Source organism: Micromonospora sp. CA-248260 (genome assembly GCF_050942205.1).
GTDB classification, from domain to species: domain Bacteria; phylum Actinomycetota; class Actinomycetes; order Mycobacteriales; family Micromonosporaceae; genus Micromonospora; species Micromonospora antibiotica.
This window is the reverse complement of sequence record NZ_CP192021.1, coordinates 5,301,688-5,319,434: the sequence shown is the minus strand read 5'-3', so window position 1 is coordinate 5,319,434 and position 17,747 is coordinate 5,301,688. Positions and strand designations below refer to the sequence as shown.

General features: G+C 72.1%; 14 protein-coding genes. 6 read left to right on the top strand and 8 right to left on the bottom strand.

Annotation, left to right across the window (positions count from 1 at the left end; genetic code table 11):
- Positions 1–38: 38 nt before the first annotated feature.
- The 5 genes from ACQP2H_RS22735 to ACQP2H_RS22715 all read right to left on the bottom strand — a co-directional run bounded on the left by ACQP2H_RS22735 (position 39) and on the right by ACQP2H_RS22715 (position 7,863).
- On the bottom strand, positions 39–2,948 hold the full coding sequence (locus tag ACQP2H_RS22735) for a glycosyl hydrolase family 95 catalytic domain-containing protein (protein ID WP_363818685.1): 2,910 nt from the start codon (positions 2,946–2,948) through the stop codon (positions 39–41).
- Positions 2,949–3,495: 547 nt separating this feature from the next.
- The gene (locus ACQP2H_RS22730; protein ID WP_363818682.1) at positions 3,496–4,101 is read right to left on the bottom strand and encodes a hypothetical protein; all 606 of its coding nucleotides are present in this window, start codon (positions 4,099–4,101) and stop codon (positions 3,496–3,498) included.
- A gap of 1,323 nt (positions 4,102–5,424) precedes the next feature.
- Positions 5,425–5,913 (bottom strand): roadblock/LC7 domain-containing protein, encoded by a 489-nt coding sequence (locus ACQP2H_RS22725; protein WP_363669295.1) that lies wholly within the window; start codon positions 5,911–5,913, stop codon positions 5,425–5,427.
- On the bottom strand, positions 5,910–6,248 hold the full coding sequence (locus tag ACQP2H_RS22720; RefSeq protein WP_433233632.1) for a hypothetical protein: 339 nt from the start codon (positions 6,246–6,248) through the stop codon (positions 5,910–5,912). Before ACQP2H_RS22720 ends, ACQP2H_RS22725 begins: the two co-directional genes overlap by 4 nt.
- A gap of 352 nt (positions 6,249–6,600) precedes the next feature.
- On the bottom strand, positions 6,601–7,863 hold the full coding sequence (locus tag ACQP2H_RS22715; RefSeq protein WP_363818679.1) for a M48 family metalloprotease: 1,263 nt from the start codon (positions 7,861–7,863) through the stop codon (positions 6,601–6,603).
- A 214-nt stretch (positions 7,864–8,077) separates the two neighbouring features.
- On the opposite strand from ACQP2H_RS22715, the gene ACQP2H_RS22710 reads away from it, so the two are divergent.
- The 4 genes from ACQP2H_RS22710 to npdG all read left to right on the top strand — a co-directional run bounded on the left by ACQP2H_RS22710 (position 8,078) and on the right by npdG (position 11,735).
- Positions 8,078–8,350 (top strand): hypothetical protein, encoded by a 273-nt coding sequence (locus ACQP2H_RS22710; RefSeq protein ID WP_363792551.1) that lies wholly within the window; start codon positions 8,078–8,080, stop codon positions 8,348–8,350.
- 82 nt (positions 8,351–8,432) lie between these two features.
- The gene (locus ACQP2H_RS22705; RefSeq protein ID WP_433228787.1) at positions 8,433–9,410 is read left to right on the top strand and encodes a histone; all 978 of its coding nucleotides are present in this window, start codon (positions 8,433–8,435) and stop codon (positions 9,408–9,410) included.
- Between the two features lie 65 nt (positions 9,411–9,475).
- Positions 9,476–10,930 (top strand): RNB domain-containing ribonuclease, encoded by a 1,455-nt coding sequence (locus ACQP2H_RS22700; RefSeq protein WP_433228785.1) that lies wholly within the window; start codon positions 9,476–9,478, stop codon positions 10,928–10,930.
- A gap of 106 nt (positions 10,931–11,036) precedes the next feature.
- Entirely contained in the window at positions 11,037–11,735 is a 699-nt protein-coding gene (gene npdG / locus ACQP2H_RS22695; protein WP_219464080.1) for an NADPH-dependent F420 reductase, read from the top strand.
- 201 nt (positions 11,736–11,936) lie between these two features.
- On the opposite strand, the gene ACQP2H_RS22690 is transcribed toward npdG, so the two are convergent.
- The 3 genes from ACQP2H_RS22690 to ACQP2H_RS22680 all read right to left on the bottom strand — a co-directional run bounded on the left by ACQP2H_RS22690 (position 11,937) and on the right by ACQP2H_RS22680 (position 15,371).
- A complete protein-coding gene (locus tag ACQP2H_RS22690; protein WP_433228783.1) occupies positions 11,937–12,452 on the bottom strand; it encodes a hypothetical protein in 516 nt (171 codons plus the stop codon).
- Positions 12,453–12,518: 66 nt separating this feature from the next.
- The gene (gene panB, locus ACQP2H_RS22685; protein ID WP_219464078.1) at positions 12,519–13,364 is read right to left on the bottom strand and encodes a 3-methyl-2-oxobutanoate hydroxymethyltransferase; all 846 of its coding nucleotides are present in this window, start codon (positions 13,362–13,364) and stop codon (positions 12,519–12,521) included.
- A gap of 246 nt (positions 13,365–13,610) precedes the next feature.
- On the bottom strand, positions 13,611–15,371 hold the full coding sequence (locus tag ACQP2H_RS22680; protein WP_357535435.1) for an NAD+ synthase: 1,761 nt from the start codon (positions 15,369–15,371) through the stop codon (positions 13,611–13,613).
- A gap of 245 nt (positions 15,372–15,616) precedes the next feature.
- Here ACQP2H_RS22680 and glnA point away from each other — a divergent pair, with 245 nt between their 5' ends.
- A complete protein-coding gene (gene glnA / locus ACQP2H_RS22675; protein WP_208568774.1) occupies positions 15,617–16,966 on the top strand; it encodes a type I glutamate--ammonia ligase in 1,350 nt (449 codons plus the stop codon).
- Between the two features lie 276 nt (positions 16,967–17,242).
- The gene (locus ACQP2H_RS22670) at positions 17,243–17,668 is read left to right on the top strand and encodes a DUF350 domain-containing protein (protein ID WP_219464077.1); all 426 of its coding nucleotides are present in this window, start codon (positions 17,243–17,245) and stop codon (positions 17,666–17,668) included.
- Positions 17,669–17,747 lie beyond the last annotated feature (79 nt).

Here is a 17,747-nt window from a genome sequence, read left to right as displayed (position 1 = left end):
CGGTGAAGGGCTGACCAGGGATCTCGCGTCGGGACGGTCTACAGGGCGACGAGTTGCCATTCCTGGTTGGCGCCGGTGCCGGGAGACCATTGAATGACGCTTCCTCCGTCGGCCGTCGAGGCGCCGGACACGTCGGCACACCAGCCGTTACGCACGTTGACCAGCCGGTGGTAGCCGCTGGTGCTGGCGGGCACGAGCTTCCACCACTGGTTGTCGCTGCTGGTGTCGGTCGACTGGGTCAACGCCGCGCCCTGCGCGGAGCCGCCGGCGCTGTGCAGCACTTTGCCGCTGCTGACGCTGCGCAGGCGGTAGGACCCGTCCGGGTTGGGTTCCAGGGTCCACTGTTGGTTGGTGGCACCGGTCCACGTCCACTGGATGATGCGCGCGCCGTCGGCGGTGGACCCGCCGTTGACGTCGATCACCTTGCCGCTGTTCCGGTTGACCAGCCGGTACTTTCCGGCGGGAGCGTTCGCGGAGAGGCCCACGGTGATCTGGATCGTGGTGGCGGCGGGCAGCGCGACGACCCGGGCGTGGTTGCCGAGGGGGGAGGAGGCGACGGTGACCGAGGGGGAGGTGGTGACGGAGGCGATGCCCCGGCGGCAGATCAGGCTGATCTCCTGGGCGACCGCCGAGTTCAGGGTGACGGTGGCGGTGCGAGCGCTGATGTCCCAGGTGAGCTTCTCGACCAGGATCCGGTTGCGGCCCCGGACCCCCGTGATGGTCCCCCGGGGGAGTTGGTCCGGTAGCGCGGGCAACAGCTCCAGGACGCCCGGTCGGGTGTAGAGCAGCGCCTCGGCGAGCACCGCGGGGATGGCGTTGGCGGCGTCGGCGTTGTAGATGTCCAGATTCGGGTTGTGGGCGGTCATCAGGGACCGGAACACCATGTTGCGGCCGAGGATCTTCAGCAGGTTGCCGTACACGCCGGAGCCGTCCTTGAGGCGGGCCCGGGCCAGGGCGCGGTGCAGGCTGCCGTGGGCCGAGAGGTTCTCGTCGCCGCGCAGGTCCAGCGCCCGGCGGGCGGTGCGGACGAGATCGGGCCGGTCCTCCGGGTTGATCTCGTGCAACGGCCAGGCGCCGTACAGGTGATGTACGTGCCGGTGGTTGTAGTTGTCGGTCAGGCCGGGCCAGGACCATTCGGCCAGCGCGCCGTCGCCGTTGACGGTGTAGCCGGGGAGTCTGGCCAGCAGCGCGGTCCAGCGTTGCACGCCCTGCCCGGCGCCCTGCTCGACGCCGAGCGTGTTGGCCGCGTCGATGGCGGCCGTCAACGCGTGCCGACCGGCCATGATGTCGCCGGTGGCGTTGATCGCGAGGAGTTGGCCGGTGCTGGCCGGCCGGTTCTCCATGGAGAAGGACGGGACGAAGACCACCTTGCCGGCCGAGTCGGTACGGGTGAGGAAGTCCTCGTAGAAGAGGGCCAGCTCGATCAGGGCGGGGCCGAGCTGGTCACGCAGGAAGGTGGTGTCCCCGGTGGTCTGGTAGTACTCCAGCAGCGGGTACAGCAGCCAGTCCGCGCCACCCGTCCAGCAGTGCCCGGGGAAGCCGCCGTCGAAGTGCAGCATGTAGCCGTACTCGCCGTCGGTGCGGCTCGGGGCCAGGAAGCCGCGCGCGCCGTAGAGCCGGCGGGCGTTCTCCCGCCAGTGGGCGAGCTGCCCGAGGACCAGGGTGCGGTACCCCTGCATCGCGTCACCGAGGTCGAGGATGTTCCCGCCCGCGACCTGGAGGTTGATGTTGGCGTCGGTGGTGAAGTCGTCGGCCCAGGCCCCGGTCCAGGTGCCGGTCCAGATCCCGGTCAGGCGCGGCGGCAGGATCCCACTGGAGCTGACGAAGAGATAGCGACCCGAGTCGTACAGGCGCTCCAGCAGCGCGACGTCGATGACGGAGGTGTTCGCCTTCTGGCGGGCGATCAGCTGGCTGGTGGACAGCTGCCGGTCGGCGGCGGAGACGCCCAGATCGATGCCGGAGCGGTCGTACATCGCCTGGTGTGGTGGGACGTGCCGGCCCAGCAGGACGGCGTAGTCGGCGGGCAGCGCGGCCAGCGCGGCCTGCAACGGCTGCCCGTTCCAAGCACCGGCCGTCTCGTACCGGTCGAGCTTCGTCAGCAGCAGGATCCTGGTGGCCCGAGACACCACGAGCGCCGAACCGCTCACCGTGACCGACGCCTGGCCGCCGCTGGCCACGACGCGGGTGACCCCTTCGAACCCGTACGCGCCGCCGGACGGATACGTACCGCGCACGTCCAGGTACCCGGAGCCGGCGGCCACCGTTGCGGAGACCGTGTAGCCCACGTTGCCCGGCGCGCCCGCCAACCCGGTGTTGACGCGCAGGGTCGCGTCCAGCGTCTGTCCGGCCGCCGGCAGCAGCTCGTGGACGACGACCCGGTCGGCGCGCGAGGCGAAGACGCGGCGCAGCCAGGTGCCCGAACCGTCGATCCAGCTGTGGCTGACCTCGCCGGTGCGGAAGTCGGTGATCCGGGCATAGTTGTTGACCGTCGTCATCGCCGGCGTGCTGATCTGCAACTCGTGGCCGGGGTGGTAGGTCTGCGTCCACCGCAGCGCCCAGCCGTTGACGAAGGTGGCCGTCGCCCCGCTGTAGTTTCCGGACATGGCCTGGTCCCGGGCCCGGGAGAGCTGCCCGGAGTTCACCGGCGGCAGCACGCCCCGGGAGCCGTTCGGCAACACGAACCGGTGATGGTTGAAGATCACCTTCTCCAGCGTCGGCGTTCCGTGGAGCACCGCGCCGTACTCACCGTTGCCGGTCAGGAAGCCATCGGTCCACGCGGTCGCCGCCGCCGTGTCGTAGATGCCCCGCTCGGGGAGCGTGACCTGCGCCGGGACGGCCGCCGCCGCCCATCCGGGCGTCAACCCGTCGGCCAACGCGACAGCACCGGCCGACAGCGCCGTGGTCGCGAGCAGCTGCCTGCGCCGGATGGGACGTTCGGAGAGGCTCACGCGCTGAACTCACTGTCTCTCACGAACGCGACCTCCCGTGGTGTCCCTGCGTCGCCGGTACGGCGCACATGGCGCGCCAGCGAATCGATTCGCGGCCATCCTAAAGATGGTCGTTGATAAGTGTCAATGTAAGAGGGGTCGGTGCGGGGTGGGGTCGTACCCCTTCAGTAGCGCGGTCTGGCCGCTCGGCCGCTGGCCACCGCCGCGGCGCGCCCAGTCACCTCCACCGCTTCCATTCCTGCGGCGGCTGCGCCACAGGATGGCTCCTGTTCGTGGTGGCGATCGGCGTCGATTGCCACAAATCCTGGTGGCCGGCTACCCGTCGCGTCCGCCGGCTGGGCCTTGCCGGGGCTGTTTCCTGGCCTGCCGAGGGGCGGCGGCCGGCGGGTTGGGTGGCGTCCGGTGCGGGACGTCCGAGAGGAGGGCTGTGGTCTGTGTGGCGTTAAGTCCGGCTCACCCGCTTCAGGCGCAGCCGGCTGGCGGTCCGGGGTGGTGCGGCGTGGGTCGCTCTGCTGACCTACGCGGCACCACCCCCATCCCGATCAGGTCAGACGGTGCACCCGCGCCCCCCGTCGGCCGTGAGGCTGGTCAGGGAACAGACCTTCGACAACGGGTAGTGCGGCCCCATGACGGTCGCGGCGGTCTCCGCCGTGCTGTCCACCGGCACGTTCTGGGTGGCGTGCGGAAAACCGGCGACCGGCAGCAGGTTGCGCAGCAGGACCATGTGCGGGGCCACCGGGTAGGAGACGGAGAACGGCAGGAAGGTGGCGTTGTCCACCGCCTCGATCGCCGTCCGCTGCTGCTCCCGGCCGAGCACGTAGGTGTAGTAGCCGTGCCGGTCGAGGCGGGTGTCGTCGTCGTAGCGGCAGCCGAGGCTCGGCGGCGCGTCGGTGAACCGGTTGATCACGACGGGCTTGACCTGGCCGCCGAGGTTGGTGCACATCGAGAAGTAGCGCAGGTCGGTGTGCCGGCGCGGCCAGACGCCCGGATGGTTGCCGGAGACCGCGCGGGGCGCCCGGCCCCGGATCACCACGACCTGGTCCGCCGCCGGCGGGGTGATCCAGGTGCCGAGATACGCGTTGTCCGGGTTCGGCGCGAGGTTCTCCACCTCGGACGTCCGGGTGAAGAGCTTCTGCCCGGTCTCCTCCGGCAACCCCGGCCCACCAGGATGCCCAGGCCCACCAGGCCCACCAGGCCCACCAGGCCCACCAGGCCCACCGGGACCACCCGGTCCGCCGGGTCCGCCGGGTCCGCCCGGTCCGCCAGGCCCACCCGGTCCACCCGGCCCACCCGGTCCGCCGGGCCCCGGCCCACCAGGATGCCCCGGCCCACCCGGTCCGCCGGGCCCAGGTCCGCCTGGATGTCCAGGGCCCCCGGGATGTCCGGGCCCGCCCGGCCCGCCAGGGTGATGTCCGGGTACGCCGGATCCGCCCCCGGGATGCCCGGGCCCGCCGGGCCCGCCAGGCCCGCCCGCGCCGGACCTTTCCGTGTCCGCCACTGCTGCGGTGGTGGGGGCGGTGCTTCCCGAGGTGCAGGGCGGCAGGGTCTGCGGCACCCCGTCGAGGGTGAGGGTGATGGTGGGCAGGACCACCGTCGCATCACCACCGGCCGGCAGATAGACCCGGAAGATCACCGACGCCTTCGCGCCGGGCAGGGCGTCCTCCCGGGCCAGGGGCATTCGGTTGGTCTGTCCGAAGGCCACCTCGGGGCTGATGGTGAGGGTGAACCGGCCGCCCGGTGACGCACTGGACTGCCACGGATTCAGGCTGCCCGTGTCCGGCATGATCAGGTAATCGGGCATGCTTGAGCTGACGCCATTACGCGTAAAGTAGGTGGGCTTGTCGTCGTACACGTTGAAAGACGCGTATCTGGCGTCGGGAAAGACCCCGGAGATGGTGATTTCCAGGCCCGGCGTCACCGGATAGACGGTCGACCAGTAGGTGGCGGCGGTGTCCGGCCAGTAGGCGTTCAGGCTTGTCGCCCCGTACTTCGACGACCAGGCGCAGGTCGGCATGGTGACGGCGGCGGCGGCGGAACGTTCCGCCTCGGCAGGGGTGGCTACCAGGGGAATGGTCAGTGCGATCAGCCCGGACAGCAACAGGAATGGCCGACGACGCGTACCCCGCGTCGTTGGTGTGAGTACGGAGAGTGGCATCCGTAGACTTGATCAGAAATATGTGTCGACACAGTTACTTTCGCGGTCAATTATCGTTGCTGTGGCGCGCGTTCCGACCATCTGCGATGACTATTTCCCAGCAGTGGCGACTATTTCGGAAAAGCCAGATCCGGGGTATCTGGTCGGGTGGTGCGGTGGAGTGTGGACAGAGGCCGGGATTCGCCCGTTAAAGAGTGTCTCCGACCTGGGTGGGCCGGCGCGGCCGGGTGGTCCGGGCCGGCCGGGGGACGGCGTGATCCGCCGCCGCCCCCGCCGTCCGGATCAGGCCCCCGCCGTCCGGATCAGGCCCCGCCGTCCGGATCAGGCATCCGTCGGTACGCGGGTCAGCAGCGCCGCGAGGCGGCCGGCCACTCCCGGGGCGTGCAGGTGCAGCCGGGCGACGTTGACGGCGTCCGTGCCGACCACGGCGAGCAGAGCCTGGTCGCTGACCGCGTAGACGCTCAGGTAACCGCTCTGGTTGCGTACGGTGGACTGCTGGAAGTCCCCCTGACCGAGCCGCATGCCGACCTGCCGGCCGAGGCCGAAGGTGGTCGCGGCGAGCGCGGCCAGGTCGTTCGGGTCCACCTCGGTCTGCAGGTTATGGGTGATGAGCAGGCCGTCGACGCCGCCCAGCACGCAGCCGTGCACCCCGGGGATCTGGTGCCGCAGCTCCGCCAGCTCGCGACCGATCGCCGGGTACGGCAACGAGCGGTCCCCGGCGAGCGACGGCGGGAGCAGCCGGGCGGCCGGCAGCTTGGTGGCGCGCGCGGAGCGGCGGGGCAGGGTCTTCTCGGTCTTGTCTGCGCTCACAGTTCCAGGCTCTCCTCGATGGTGCGCAGCTGGTGTCGGGCCATGGCCAGGTTGGCCCGGCTCTTGCTCACCATCAGATAAAGGAACAGGCCCTTGCCGGTGCGGCCGGTCAGCGGTCGGATCAGGTGGTACTGACCGCCGAGTGTGATCAGGATGTCCTCGATCTCGTCCTCGATCTTGAGCATTTCCAGGGTGCGCATCTTGGCGCGGACGACATCGGTGTTGCCGGCGGCGGCGACGGTCAGATCGATCTCGCCGGTGCCGCCGGCCACGCCGAGGGTCATCCCGCTGTTGTAGTCGACGAGTGCCACCCCGATCGCTCCATCGATGCTCATCGCGTTCTTCAGGGTGACGTCCAGGCTAGCCACGGTGGTGTTCTCCCGGTTCGACAGGGCGGCGCCGTTGACATCGTCGTCGTCCCGCCCAGTTGACGGGCGGTGGCAGCGCCGCAAGAGGTCTGACGACACTCGCACACACCTCGACCCGGTCGCACTCGGGGCTGCCGCATCGGGACTGTCCGGTCGACCCGGGCCGGCCGGACAGTCCCGTCAGGAGGACCACGCCGAAGGATGGTTCATCCCGGGGCGAGCTGCTACCAGGTACCTGCTCCGGATGGAAGGGGCGGAAGTCCCTGATCCGCTGGTTGCCGTGTCCCGCGTTCGGACCCCGAGCACCATGGACGAGGGCTCAGCCGGACCAGGCGACGATCCGGGCCGCCCGGTCGAAGTGCCGGCCCAACTCCGCGTCGAGGCGCGCCATCCGACTCTCGTCCAGCGTCACCGTCGGCTCGTGCGGGGCGCGGGCGGTGAGCATCCGGTGGCGCAGTCCGGCCGGCGGGTGCGAGGCGAAGAGCGACGCGTGTTCCCGGACCGACAACTGACGGACCAGCGGCATTCGCCCGGCCGCCGCCGTCCGGGCCCGCGCCACCTCGGACCGCCACTGTCGTGGTCCCTGCCCGCCCCGGGACGCCTGCCGCACCACCAGGGTGACCGAGTCCCCGCTGAGCAGGACGTCGAGCAGGTCGCGCGCGCCGGTGCTGCCCGCCGCCCGGGCGGCCAACTCGTCGGCCAGGTACTCGGCCCGCTGGCTGTCCCGCAACGCCGTCCAGACCAGCAGCAGGTGAACGCCGAAGAGCAGCCGGGACAGCATCCACGAGACCGCCCGGCCCAACGCCGCGCCGACCATCTCCAGCAACCCGCCGGGCCGGCCGGTGGGAGACGGCCGGAACAGGTCGGCGGCGTTGCCGAGCATCGTCAGCGCGGGCTGGGTGACCAGCAGCCGGCGGACGTCGCCGTTGACGAAGTGCGCCAACTCGTGGCCGATCAACGCGACCCGCTGCGCCCCGTCGAGGGCACCCCACAGTGGCAGTCCGAGACAGAGCACCCGCTGCCGCCGCAACCCCACCGAGGTCGAGTACGCGTTGAAGCTGCCGTCCACCCCGATCACCTGCGGCACGGGCGCGCCGACCGCTGCCGCCACCTCCGCGACCAGCGCGTGCAACTCCGGAGCCCGTCGAGGGTCGAGCACCTCCAGATCGGCATCGAGCCGCCCGACACGAGGTCGCAGCACCACCGCCAGCCCGACCAGCGCCACCCCGAAGACCACCGCGGCATTCGGGAACGGGTACGCGAAGAGCAGCGAGCAGCCGAGCCCGGCCAGCGCCAGCACCCCGACCACCAGCAGTAGCGCGGCGGTCGCCGTCACCATCCCGGCCAGCCCCGGTCCGGCCGGCTCCAACGGACGGCCGACGAGGATGGCGTACTGCCGACGGTTCAGCCGGGTCGCGATCCGGTGGGTGCGCCGATCGACCCACGCCCAGCCGAACTCGGGCGCCCGACGCCCGGGATCGTAGCCGTCCAGGTTCCACTCGCAGTCCGCGCACCAGGGCATCGCCGCCCGTATCGACACCGTCGCCGTGCCGCAGCGCGGACAGGTCCCCGTCGTGATCACGACGCCCGATTCTGCCGGTGCCCCGGGAGTCGTACCACCAGCTTTCCGGCTCACCCGATCCCGCGCGGAGCCGGCGGCCCGGGGGCGTGCCCGAGCCGTGTCTGCCCCCGAACCGGGTCTCCGGCGCGGTGTCGCCGGGCCGGTTTCGGGTGCTCCCGGGCAGGTCGGGGCCGATTTCGCGGTTTCGCCTCCGGGGCGTCCGAGCACGTCTACTGTGGATGTGGTCGCGACCAATTGCGGCGATCCGGTGGCGGTCGGGCTGCGCCCGGTGCACAGTGATCTCATGAACGACAGCGGAAGTGGTGGGCACTACTACTGGTGCACCCGACACCACCGGGTCGAGACCGATGCCGACGTGTGCCCTGCCAAGCACGTTCTCGGACCGTATCCCTCGGCTGCCGACGCGGAGAACGCCCTGCAGAAGGTGCAGGAGCGTAACGAGGCGTGGGAGGCCGAAGATGCCCGCTGGGCCGGGGAGGGCAACTGAACGGCGCGGGACGGCCCGCGTCGAGGACTCCGTGCCTCCGTGAGGAGGCACGCGGGAGCATGTCCCCAAGGAGGGAACCGAGATGGCCGAAGCAACAAAGGCCACCACCCGCCCGGCCGCGACGAAGACCGCCGCGGCGGCGCGGACCGCAGGCGCGACCCGAAGCACTGCGGCCCGCCGCTCCACCACCACCACCACGGCTGCGGCCCGCAAGACGTCGGCCGGCCGGGCGACGGCGAACGCGGCGGGTGCCGGCTCGGGCCGGACCCCGGCTGCCGGCACGGCCACGGCCCGGAAGACGGCGGCCGGCATGACCGGCACGGCGAAGAAGGCCCCGGCCGCCAGGAGCACCGCCAAGACGGCTCCCGCATCGAAGTCGACGGCGAAGAAGGCCCCGGCGGCCAGGAGCACCGCGTCGAAGTCGACCGCGCGGAAGGCCCCGGCGAAGAAGGCCGCCAGCAAGACCACCGCCGCCGCCCGGAAGACCGTCGGCGCAGCGAAGAAGACCACGGCCACCGCTCGGGCCACGGCGGCGAAGAAGACCACGGCGGCGAAGCGGACGACCGCGGCGGCGGCGGCGAAGACCACCGCGACCGCCCGGACCGCCGCCAGGAAGACCACTGCGGCGAAGAAGACGACGCCCGCGAAGAAGACAGCCGCCACGAAGTCCACGGCCGCGAAGAAAACGACGCCCGCGAAGAGCACGGCCGCCCGGAAGACCACGGCGACGAAGGCGACGATGCCCGCGAAGAGCACGGCGGTCCGCAAGAGCGCGGCGGCGAAGACGACGATGCCCGCCAAGAAGGCCGCCGCAGCCAAGAAGGCGCCGGCCAGGAAGTCGACCGCGAAGACGGCACCCGCGTCGAAGTCGACCGCGAAGAAGGCCCCGGCCCGGAAGGCGAGCGCGACGGCCACCCGTACGGCGGCGGCGAAGAAGGCGACCGCCACGAAGACGCCCGCCAAGAAGGTCACCGCCCGCAAGGCCCCCGGCCGTACGGCGCCGGCGCGCGCCACCGCGCCGGCCAGCGCCCGCTCCCGCGCCCGGAAGGCCACCGGCTGACCGTACGGAGACCGTCGCCCGCCTGCCGGAGAGCGGATCGCGCGGCACGCTGCCAGGATTGACCCGTGGTCATCCGACGTGTGCTCGCGCCCCGCATCGACTTCGGCGCGCTGCGCCGCGAGCTGGGACTGCCCGACAGCTTCCCGGCCGCAGCGCAGCGCGAGGCGGACGAGGCGGCCGACGCCCCGCCGCCCGCCGTGGCCGACGCCCCGCCGCCCGCCGTGGCCGACCGTACCGACATCCCGTTCGTCACGGTCGACCCGGCCGCCTCCCGCGACCTGGACCAGGCGATGCACCTCAGCGCCCGCCCCGGCGGCTACCGGGTGCGGTACGCCATCGCCGACGTCGCTGCCCACGTGCGCCCCGGCGGGCCGTTGGAGGAGGAGACCTGGCGGCGCGGGCAGACCGTCTACCTGCCCGACGGCAACGTGCCGTTGCACCCGCACACCCTCAGCGAGGGGGCGGCCAGCCTGCTGCCCGACGTCGACCGGGCAGCGGTGCTGTGGACCATCGACCTCGACACCGACGGGGCCACCGTCGCCGTCGCGCTGGAACGCGCCCTGGTCCGCAGCCGCGCCAAACTGGACTATTCGGGCGTCCAGGTGGCTGCCGACGCCGGTCGGCTGCCCGACCCGATCGCCCTGCTGCCCGAGATCGGTGCCCTGCTCACCGCCCGTGGCCTGCGCCGGGGTGCGATCAACCTGCCCCTGCCCGAGCAGGACGTCGAGCCCGACGGGGACGGGTGGCGGCTGGTGCTGCGCGGCCCCGGCCCGATGGAGGACCACAACGCCCAGATCTCCCTGCTGACCGGGATGGCGGCGGCGGACATCATGCTCGCCGGCCGGATCGGGTTGCTGCGTACCATGCCGGCACCGAAGCCGGAGGCGGTGGCCCGGCTGCGCGCGGCGGCGGCCCCGCTGGGCGTGCACTGGCCGGACGGGGTACGGGTGGGCGAGGTGCTGGCCGGGTTGGACGCCTCGCAGCCCCGGGCCGCCGCCTTCGTCGACCAGGCGGCGGAGTTGATGCGCGGTGCGGCGTACACGGCGTTCGACGGCGAGCTGCCCGAGCAGCCGGAGCACGGTGGGGTGGCAGCCGCGTACGCCCATGTCACCGCCCCGCTGCGTCGACTGGCCGACCGGTACGCCACGGAGGTCTGCCTGGCCCTGCACGAGGGCCGTGAGGTGCCGGAGTGGGCCCGTACGGCGCTGCCCCGGCTGCCGGAGGCGATGGCCTCGACCGACCGGACGGCGGGCACCGCCACCCGGGGTGCGATCGAGCTGGCCGAGGCGGTGCTGCTGGAGCACCGGGTGGGGGAGACGTTCTCGGCGGCGGTGCTGGACGTGGACGCACCGCCGAACAGTCAGTCGAAGCCCGGTCGGGTGCCCGGCGGGACGGTGGCGTTGGACGATCCGCCGGTACGGGCCCGCTGCACCGGTGAGCTGCCACTGGGGGAGCGGGTCACCGTACGCCTGGTCACCGCCGACCCGGTCGGCCGCAAGGTCCTCTTCGCGCGGGCCTGAACCCGGCCCCGGCGGGGTCCCGCCCTGTCCGGCGGCCCTGGCGGGGCGGCCAGCGTCACAGCGCCTTGTGCCGCTGACCGTGCGGGCGGTTTGCGAGGATGACGCCATGGCATACGACGCGAGCACCCTTCCCGACGTGTCCGGGCTGACCGTCGGCATCATCGGTGGCACCGGCGACCAGGGGCGGGGGCTGGCCTACCGGTTCGCCCGCGCCGGTCAGCAGGTGCTGATCGGGTCCCGCTCCGCCGACCGGGCGGCCGAGGCGGCGGCGGAGATCGCCGTGCTGCCCCGGCTGCCCGCCGGGGTCGACGTGACCGGCGCGGACAACGACGAGGTGGCCCGCCGCAGCGACGTGGTGGTGATCGCGGTGCCGTGGGACGGGCACGCGGCCACCGTCGGCGCGCTGGCCGGGCCACTGGCCGGCAAGATCGTCGTGGACTGTGTCAACCCGCTCGGCTTCGACAAGCAGGGCCCGTACGCGCTGCCGGTCGCCGAGGGCAGCGCGGTGCAGCAGGCGGCGGCACTGCTGCCCGACTCGCGGGTCTGCGCGGCATTCAACCATGTCAGCGCGCCGTTGCTGGCCGACCCGGAGATCGACCGGATCGACCTCGACGTGCTGATCTGCACCGAGGAGCGGGAACTGGTCGACATCGTCGGCGCGTTGGCCGCCCGGATCCCCGGGATGCGCGGCATCTACGCCGGCCGGCTGCGCAACGCCCACCAGATCGAGGCGTTCACCGCCAACCTGATCGCCATCAACAAGCGTTACAAGGCGCACGCCGGCATCCGGGTCACCGACCTTTGACGGTGGGAATGTGGGAGCAGATCAACCCGGCTGCCCCGACTCGGTTGCTGACCGTGCGGATGCGGGAGCGGGCCACCCGGCTGTGCCGAGGTGTGCTGCCCCGTCGCGGTCACGGGTGACCTCCGGGACCCCGGCCGGCCCCCGGTGCGGGTGGTCGGGCGGTGGGTCGGACGGCCCGGGTGACCTGCTCCTTCGTCACCGTCAGAAGTTGATGTCGACGCCGGCCTTCTTGCAGGCGGCGTTCACCATGGCGCTGGTCTTCTGGAACTCGGGGCCGTCGGCGGCGGCGTCCATGTCCGGGGCGGTGGCCACCCTGCCGGCGGCGACGCCGAACGCCGCCAGCGCGGTGGCCGCCTCGCTGCCGGGGGTGCCGGCCGTGGCCTTCGCCAGGCCCGACGCCATCTCGTTGTAGGCCTTCTTGATGGCCGGGTTCGGGTCACCACCCGCCATCGCGGCCTTCACGACGTCGACCTTCGTCGTCTCGGCGATCTTCTTGGCCGCCGTGCAGAGCTTCTTGTCGGCTGCCGGGTCGGCGGCTGCGGTCGGGGCGTCGGTGGTCGGCGCGGTCGTGGCGGAGGGGGAGGTGGCCGGCGCAGCCGCGCTGGTGGCGGAGGACGACGGCGCGGCCGTCGTCGACGGCTTCGCCTCGCTGCACGCCGCGAGTGCCAGGACGGAGAGACAGGTCAGGGCGACAGTCGAGAAGCGAGCATGATTCACGAGCGGAACCCTAGCGGAGCCTGGTGGGGCGGTGGGGGCAGCGCCCCACCAGGCTCCGGCGCGACCTCAGAAGGTGTGTTCGGTGGCGGGGAAGTCGCCGCCGCGTACCTCGTCGGCGAACCGGCGGGTCGCCTCGGTCAGCGCCCCGGCCAGGTCGGCGTAACGCTTGACGAACCGGGGGGCCTTCCCGGTGCGCAGCCCCGCCATGTCCTGCCAGACCAGCACCTGGGCGTCGGTGTCGGGGCCGGCGCCGATGCCGACGGTGGGAATCGCCAGTTCGGCGGTGACCCGCTTGGCGACCTCACCCGGCACCATCTCCAGCACCACCGCGAACGCCCCCGCCCCGGCCACCGCCCGCGCGTCGGCGAGCACCTCGTCGGCGGTGTCGCCGCGACCCTGCACCCGGTAGCCGCCCAGGGTGTGTTCGCTCTGCGGGGTGAAGCCGATGTGCGCCATCACCGGGATGCCCGCCCCGGTGATCGCCGCGATCTGGTCGGCGCAGCGTCGGCCGCCCTCCAGCTTCACCGCGTGGCAGCCACCCTCCTTCATGAACCGCACCGCCGTGCGCAACGCCTGCGTCGGCCCCTCCTCGTACGAGCCGAACGGCAGGTCACCGACGACCAGGGTGTGCCGAGTCGCCCGGACCACGGCCCTGACCAGCGGCAACAACTCGTCGACGGTCACCGGCAGGGTGGTCTCGTAACCGAACACGTTGTTCGCCGCCGAGTCGCCGACCAGCAGCACCGGAATCCCCGCCTGGTCGAAGATTCCGGCGGTGTACTGGTCGTACGAGGTGAGCATCGCCCACCGGTCGCCGCGCTTCTTGGCGGCGATCAGGTCGCGGGTGCGGACCCGTCGGGTGGCCGGCCCGCCGTACAGGGCGGTCACCTCGGTCGGGGTGGACTCCACCATGACTGTCTCCTTTCCTCGAGGCCGCTGTCGCGGTCCCCGGGTTCCGTCGCGATCGTCGCACCACGCGACCGGTCGACGGCAGGGAACAGTGCAGGATTTCACTCCGCCGGGGCGACGCCGACCGACCGTGGCCGGCCGGCGTCGGGGTGCCCGACCGACCCGGGTCGGTCGGGCTGTGCTGCTCAGCCGACCCGGGTCGGTCGGTCCCGGACGCTCAGCCGGCCGCAGGTCGGCCGGCCCGGATGCTCAGCCGTCCTCGCGCCAGCGGTTGGTGATCGGCAGCCGACGGTCGCGGCCGAACGCCTTCATCGAGATCTTCGTGCCCGGGGCGGACTGCCGACGCTTGTACTCGGCGGTGTCCACCAGCCGCAGCACCCGGTCGACCACCGCCGGGTCGTGGCCGGACTCGACCAGGCCGGCCCGGCCCAGGTCACCGTCGACGTAACCGATCAGGATCGGGTCCAGCACGTCGTAGTCGGGCAGGCTGTCACTGTCGAGCTGGCCGGGGCTCAGCTCGGCCGACGGGGGCTTGCCGATGGAGTTCTCCGGGATCGGCGGGGTCTCGCCCCGGCGGGCCGCGTCGGCGTTGCGCCACTTCGCCAGCCGCCAGATCAGCGTCTTCCAGACGTCCTTGACCGGGTTGAACCCGCCGACCGAGTCGCCGTAGAGGGTCGAGTAGCCGACCGCCAGCTCACTCTTGTTGCCGGTGGTGAGGACCAGGTGGCCCTCCTGGTTCGACAGTGCCATCAGGATCACCCCGCGCACCCGGGCCTGGAGGTTCTCCACCGCCACCCCGGACAGCGAGATGTTCGCCAGGAAGGTGTCCACCATCGGCTGGATCGGCTCGACGCGGTAGTCCAGGCCGGTGCGCTTGGCCAGGTCCTCCGCGTCGGTCCGGGAGTGCTCCGAGGAGTGCTGGCTGGGCAGTGACACGCCGACCACCCGCCGTGGGCCGAGCGCGTCGACGGCCAGCGCGGCCACCACCGCCGAGTCGATCCCGCCGGACAGGCCCAGCACCACCGAGGGGAAGCGGTTCTTGTTGACGTAGTCCCGCAGGCCCAGCACCAGCGCCTGCCACACCTCGGCCTCGTCGGCCACCGGCGCCAGCAGGCCGCCGTCGGCCGCCGGCCCGGTCGGGGCCGCCGGCACCACCTCGACGGTACGACGCAGCACCCGCATCCCGTCGGCGAGGTCCTCGGTGTCGGCGGCGTGCGGTCCCGCCCCGGCCAGCTCCACGTCGTGCACGAGCAGGTGCTCGACGAACTGCGGCGCGCGGGTGAGCAGTTCCCCGTCGGCGTCCACGATCATCGAGTCGCCCTCGAAGACCAGTTCGTCCTGACCACCGACCATGTTGACGTACGCGATCGGGGCCCCGGCCTCGGCGGCCCGGCGACGCACCAGCGGCAGCCGGACGTCGTCCTTGTTCAACTCGTACGGCGAGCCGTTGATGTTGACCACCAGGCCGACGCCGGCCTGCCGGGCCACCGCGAACGGGCCCCCGGCCTGCCACAGGTCCTCGCAGATGGTCAACGCCACGTCCACCCCGCCCACCCGGACCACGGTCAGGGTGTCGCCGGGCACGAAGTAGCGGTCCTCGTCGAAGACGCCGTAGTTGGGCAGGTGGTGCTTGAAGTAGGTCGCGACCACCTCACCCCGGTGCAGCAGCGCGGCGGCGTTGCGGGCCCCCCGGCCCGGCTGGGCGTCCCCGCTGACCTGGGGTGGACCGTCGGCGTCCAGGTAGCCGACCACGACCGGCAGGTCGCCGAGGCCGTCGGCGGCCAGATCGGCGGCGAGCTGCCGCACCGCGGCCTGTGAGGCGGCGACGAAGGAACGGCGGAAGACCAGATCCTCGACGGGGTAGCCGGTGAGTGTCATCTCCGGGAAGGCGACGAGCTGGGCGCCGGCGTCGGCGGCCCGACGGGTCCAGGCGCGGATCAGCTCGGCGTTGCCGACGGTGTCGCCGACGGTCGGGTTGACCTGGCACAGGGCCAGACGCAGGGTGGGCATGACCTCATCTTGCCCCAGCCGCAGGCGGTCGACCCGGCGGCTGCGACGAGACGACGGCCACCCTCTCGCCGCGCCCGGCCGGCCCGCCGCTGGTGGCGGGGCCGCCCGTCGATCCGGCCGTCGGGACACCGCAGGACGAGCGGCGGCAGGTCGCGTAACGTCTGCTTAACCAGGCCGGTGAAGACTGGGCGGTCAGGACGGACCGGCCGACCGGTGCCGGACGTACGTCGCGAGGGGTTGGGGAAGTGGACCGTCAGCAGGAGTTCGTCCTCCGTACGCTGGAAGAGCGGGACATCCGGTTCGTCCGGCTGTGGTTCACCGACGTGCTGGGGACGCTCAAGAGCGTCTCAGTCGCCCCGGCGGAGCTGGAGGCAGCCTTCGAGGAGGGCATCGGGTTCGACGGCTCGGCCATCGAGGGCTTCGCCCGGGTCTTCGAGTCCGACATGGTCGCTATGCCGGATCCGACCACCTTCCAGGTGTTCCCCTTCGAGGGCGGGGTGAGCGGTGAGAGCGCCCGGATGTTCTGCGACATCCTGCTGCCCGACGGCGGCCCGTCCTGGGCCGACCCACGGCACGTGCTGCGCCGGATGCTGTCCAAGGCGGCCGAGAAGGGCTTCACCTTCTACACCCACCCGGAGATCGAGTTCTTCCTGCTGGAGAACGGCCCGCAGGACGGCTCGGTGCCCACCGCCGTGGACACCGGCGGCTACTTCGAGCACACTACGCACGCCGTCGCGCGGGACTTCCGCCGCCAGGCCGTGCTCGCGCTGGAGCGGATCGGCATCTCGGTGGAGTTCAGCCACCACGAGGTCGCCCCCGGCCAGCAGGAGATCGATCTGCGCTACGCCGACGCGCTGACCACCGCCGACAACATCATGACCTTCCGGCACGTGGTCAAGGAGGTGGCGCTGTCCACCGGCGTACAGGCCAGCTTCATGCCGAAGCCGTTCACCGACCAGCCGGGCAGCGGCATGCACACCCACCTGTCGCTGTTCGAGGGGGAGCGCAACGCGTTCCACGACTCCGGTGACCCGATGAAACTGTCGAAGGTGGCGAAGTCGTTCATCGCCGGCCTGCTGATGCACGCCCGGGAGTACACCGCCGTCACCAACCAGTGGGTCAACTCGTACAAGCGGCTGTTCCCGCAGGCCTTGCCGGACCGGATCACCGAGAGCCCGGCGTACGTCTGCTGGGGGCACCTGAACCGGTCCGCGCTGGTCCGCGTGCCCGCGTACGGCAAGCCGAACTCGGCCCGAGTGGAGGTCCGGTCGCTGGACTCGGCGACCAACCCCTACCTGGCGTTCGCGGTGATGCTCGGCGCCGGCCTGAAGGGCATCGAGGAGGGCTACGAGCTGCCACCCGGCGCGGAGGACGACGTCTGGTCGCTGACCAGCGCCGAGCGCCGCGCGATGGGCTACGAGGCACTGCCGGAGAACCTGTCCGAGGCGATCGACGTGATGGCCGGCTCCGAGTTGGTCGCCGAGGTGCTCGGGGAGCACGTCTTCGACTTCTTCCTGCGCAACAAGCGGGCCGAGTGGGAGCAGTACCGCCGCGAGGTCACCCCGTACGAGCGGCAGCGCTACCTGTCGTTGTGACCCGTTGACGTCGAGGACCCGGGGCCCGCGCGGCCCCGGGTCCTCGACGTCCCGGGTCCGCCGGGGCCCAGGGCGTTCGGCGGTGCCGGGCCGGCTGACGGTCCGGGCGTTCGGCGGTGCCGGGTCGGCTGACGGCCCGGGCGTTCGGCGGTGCCGGGTCTGCCGACGGTCCGGGCGTTCGACGGTCCGGGGGGTGTCGGGGGTGGCGCGGTGCCGCTATCGTCTCGATCACCGTGCCGGCACCCGCGCCGGGCGCAGGAGGTCGGGAGGCCGTCGGTGCTGGATGATCTGCTCACCGGAGCATGGCAGAGCGTCGTGTTCGGGATCGTCGGGGTGGCGCTGATGGCGGCCGGCTTCGTGCTGGTCGACGTGCTCACCCCGGGCAAGCTGCGCGAGCTGATCTGGGTGCAGCGCAACGGCAACGCCGGGCTGCTGCTGGCCGCCAATCAGCTGGGTGTCGCCGGCATCGTCTTCACCGCGATCGTGACCAGCTACGACGACTTCGCCAAAGGGCTCGCCTCCACGGTGCTCTTCGGGCTGATCGGGCTGGCTGTCATGGCGCTCGCCTTCGGCGTGCTGGACCTGCTCACCCCGGGCAAGCTCGGTGAGGTCATCTGCTCGGACCAGCCGCACCCGGCGGCCCGGGTCAGCGCCGCCACCCACTTCGGTGCGGCTCTGATCGTCTGCGCCTGCATCGCCTGAACCGGGGGCCCTGCCGCCCGTACCGTCCGAGCCGACCCCCGTCCGCCCTCCCCGCCGGGGCGGACAGGGGCGGTGCGTC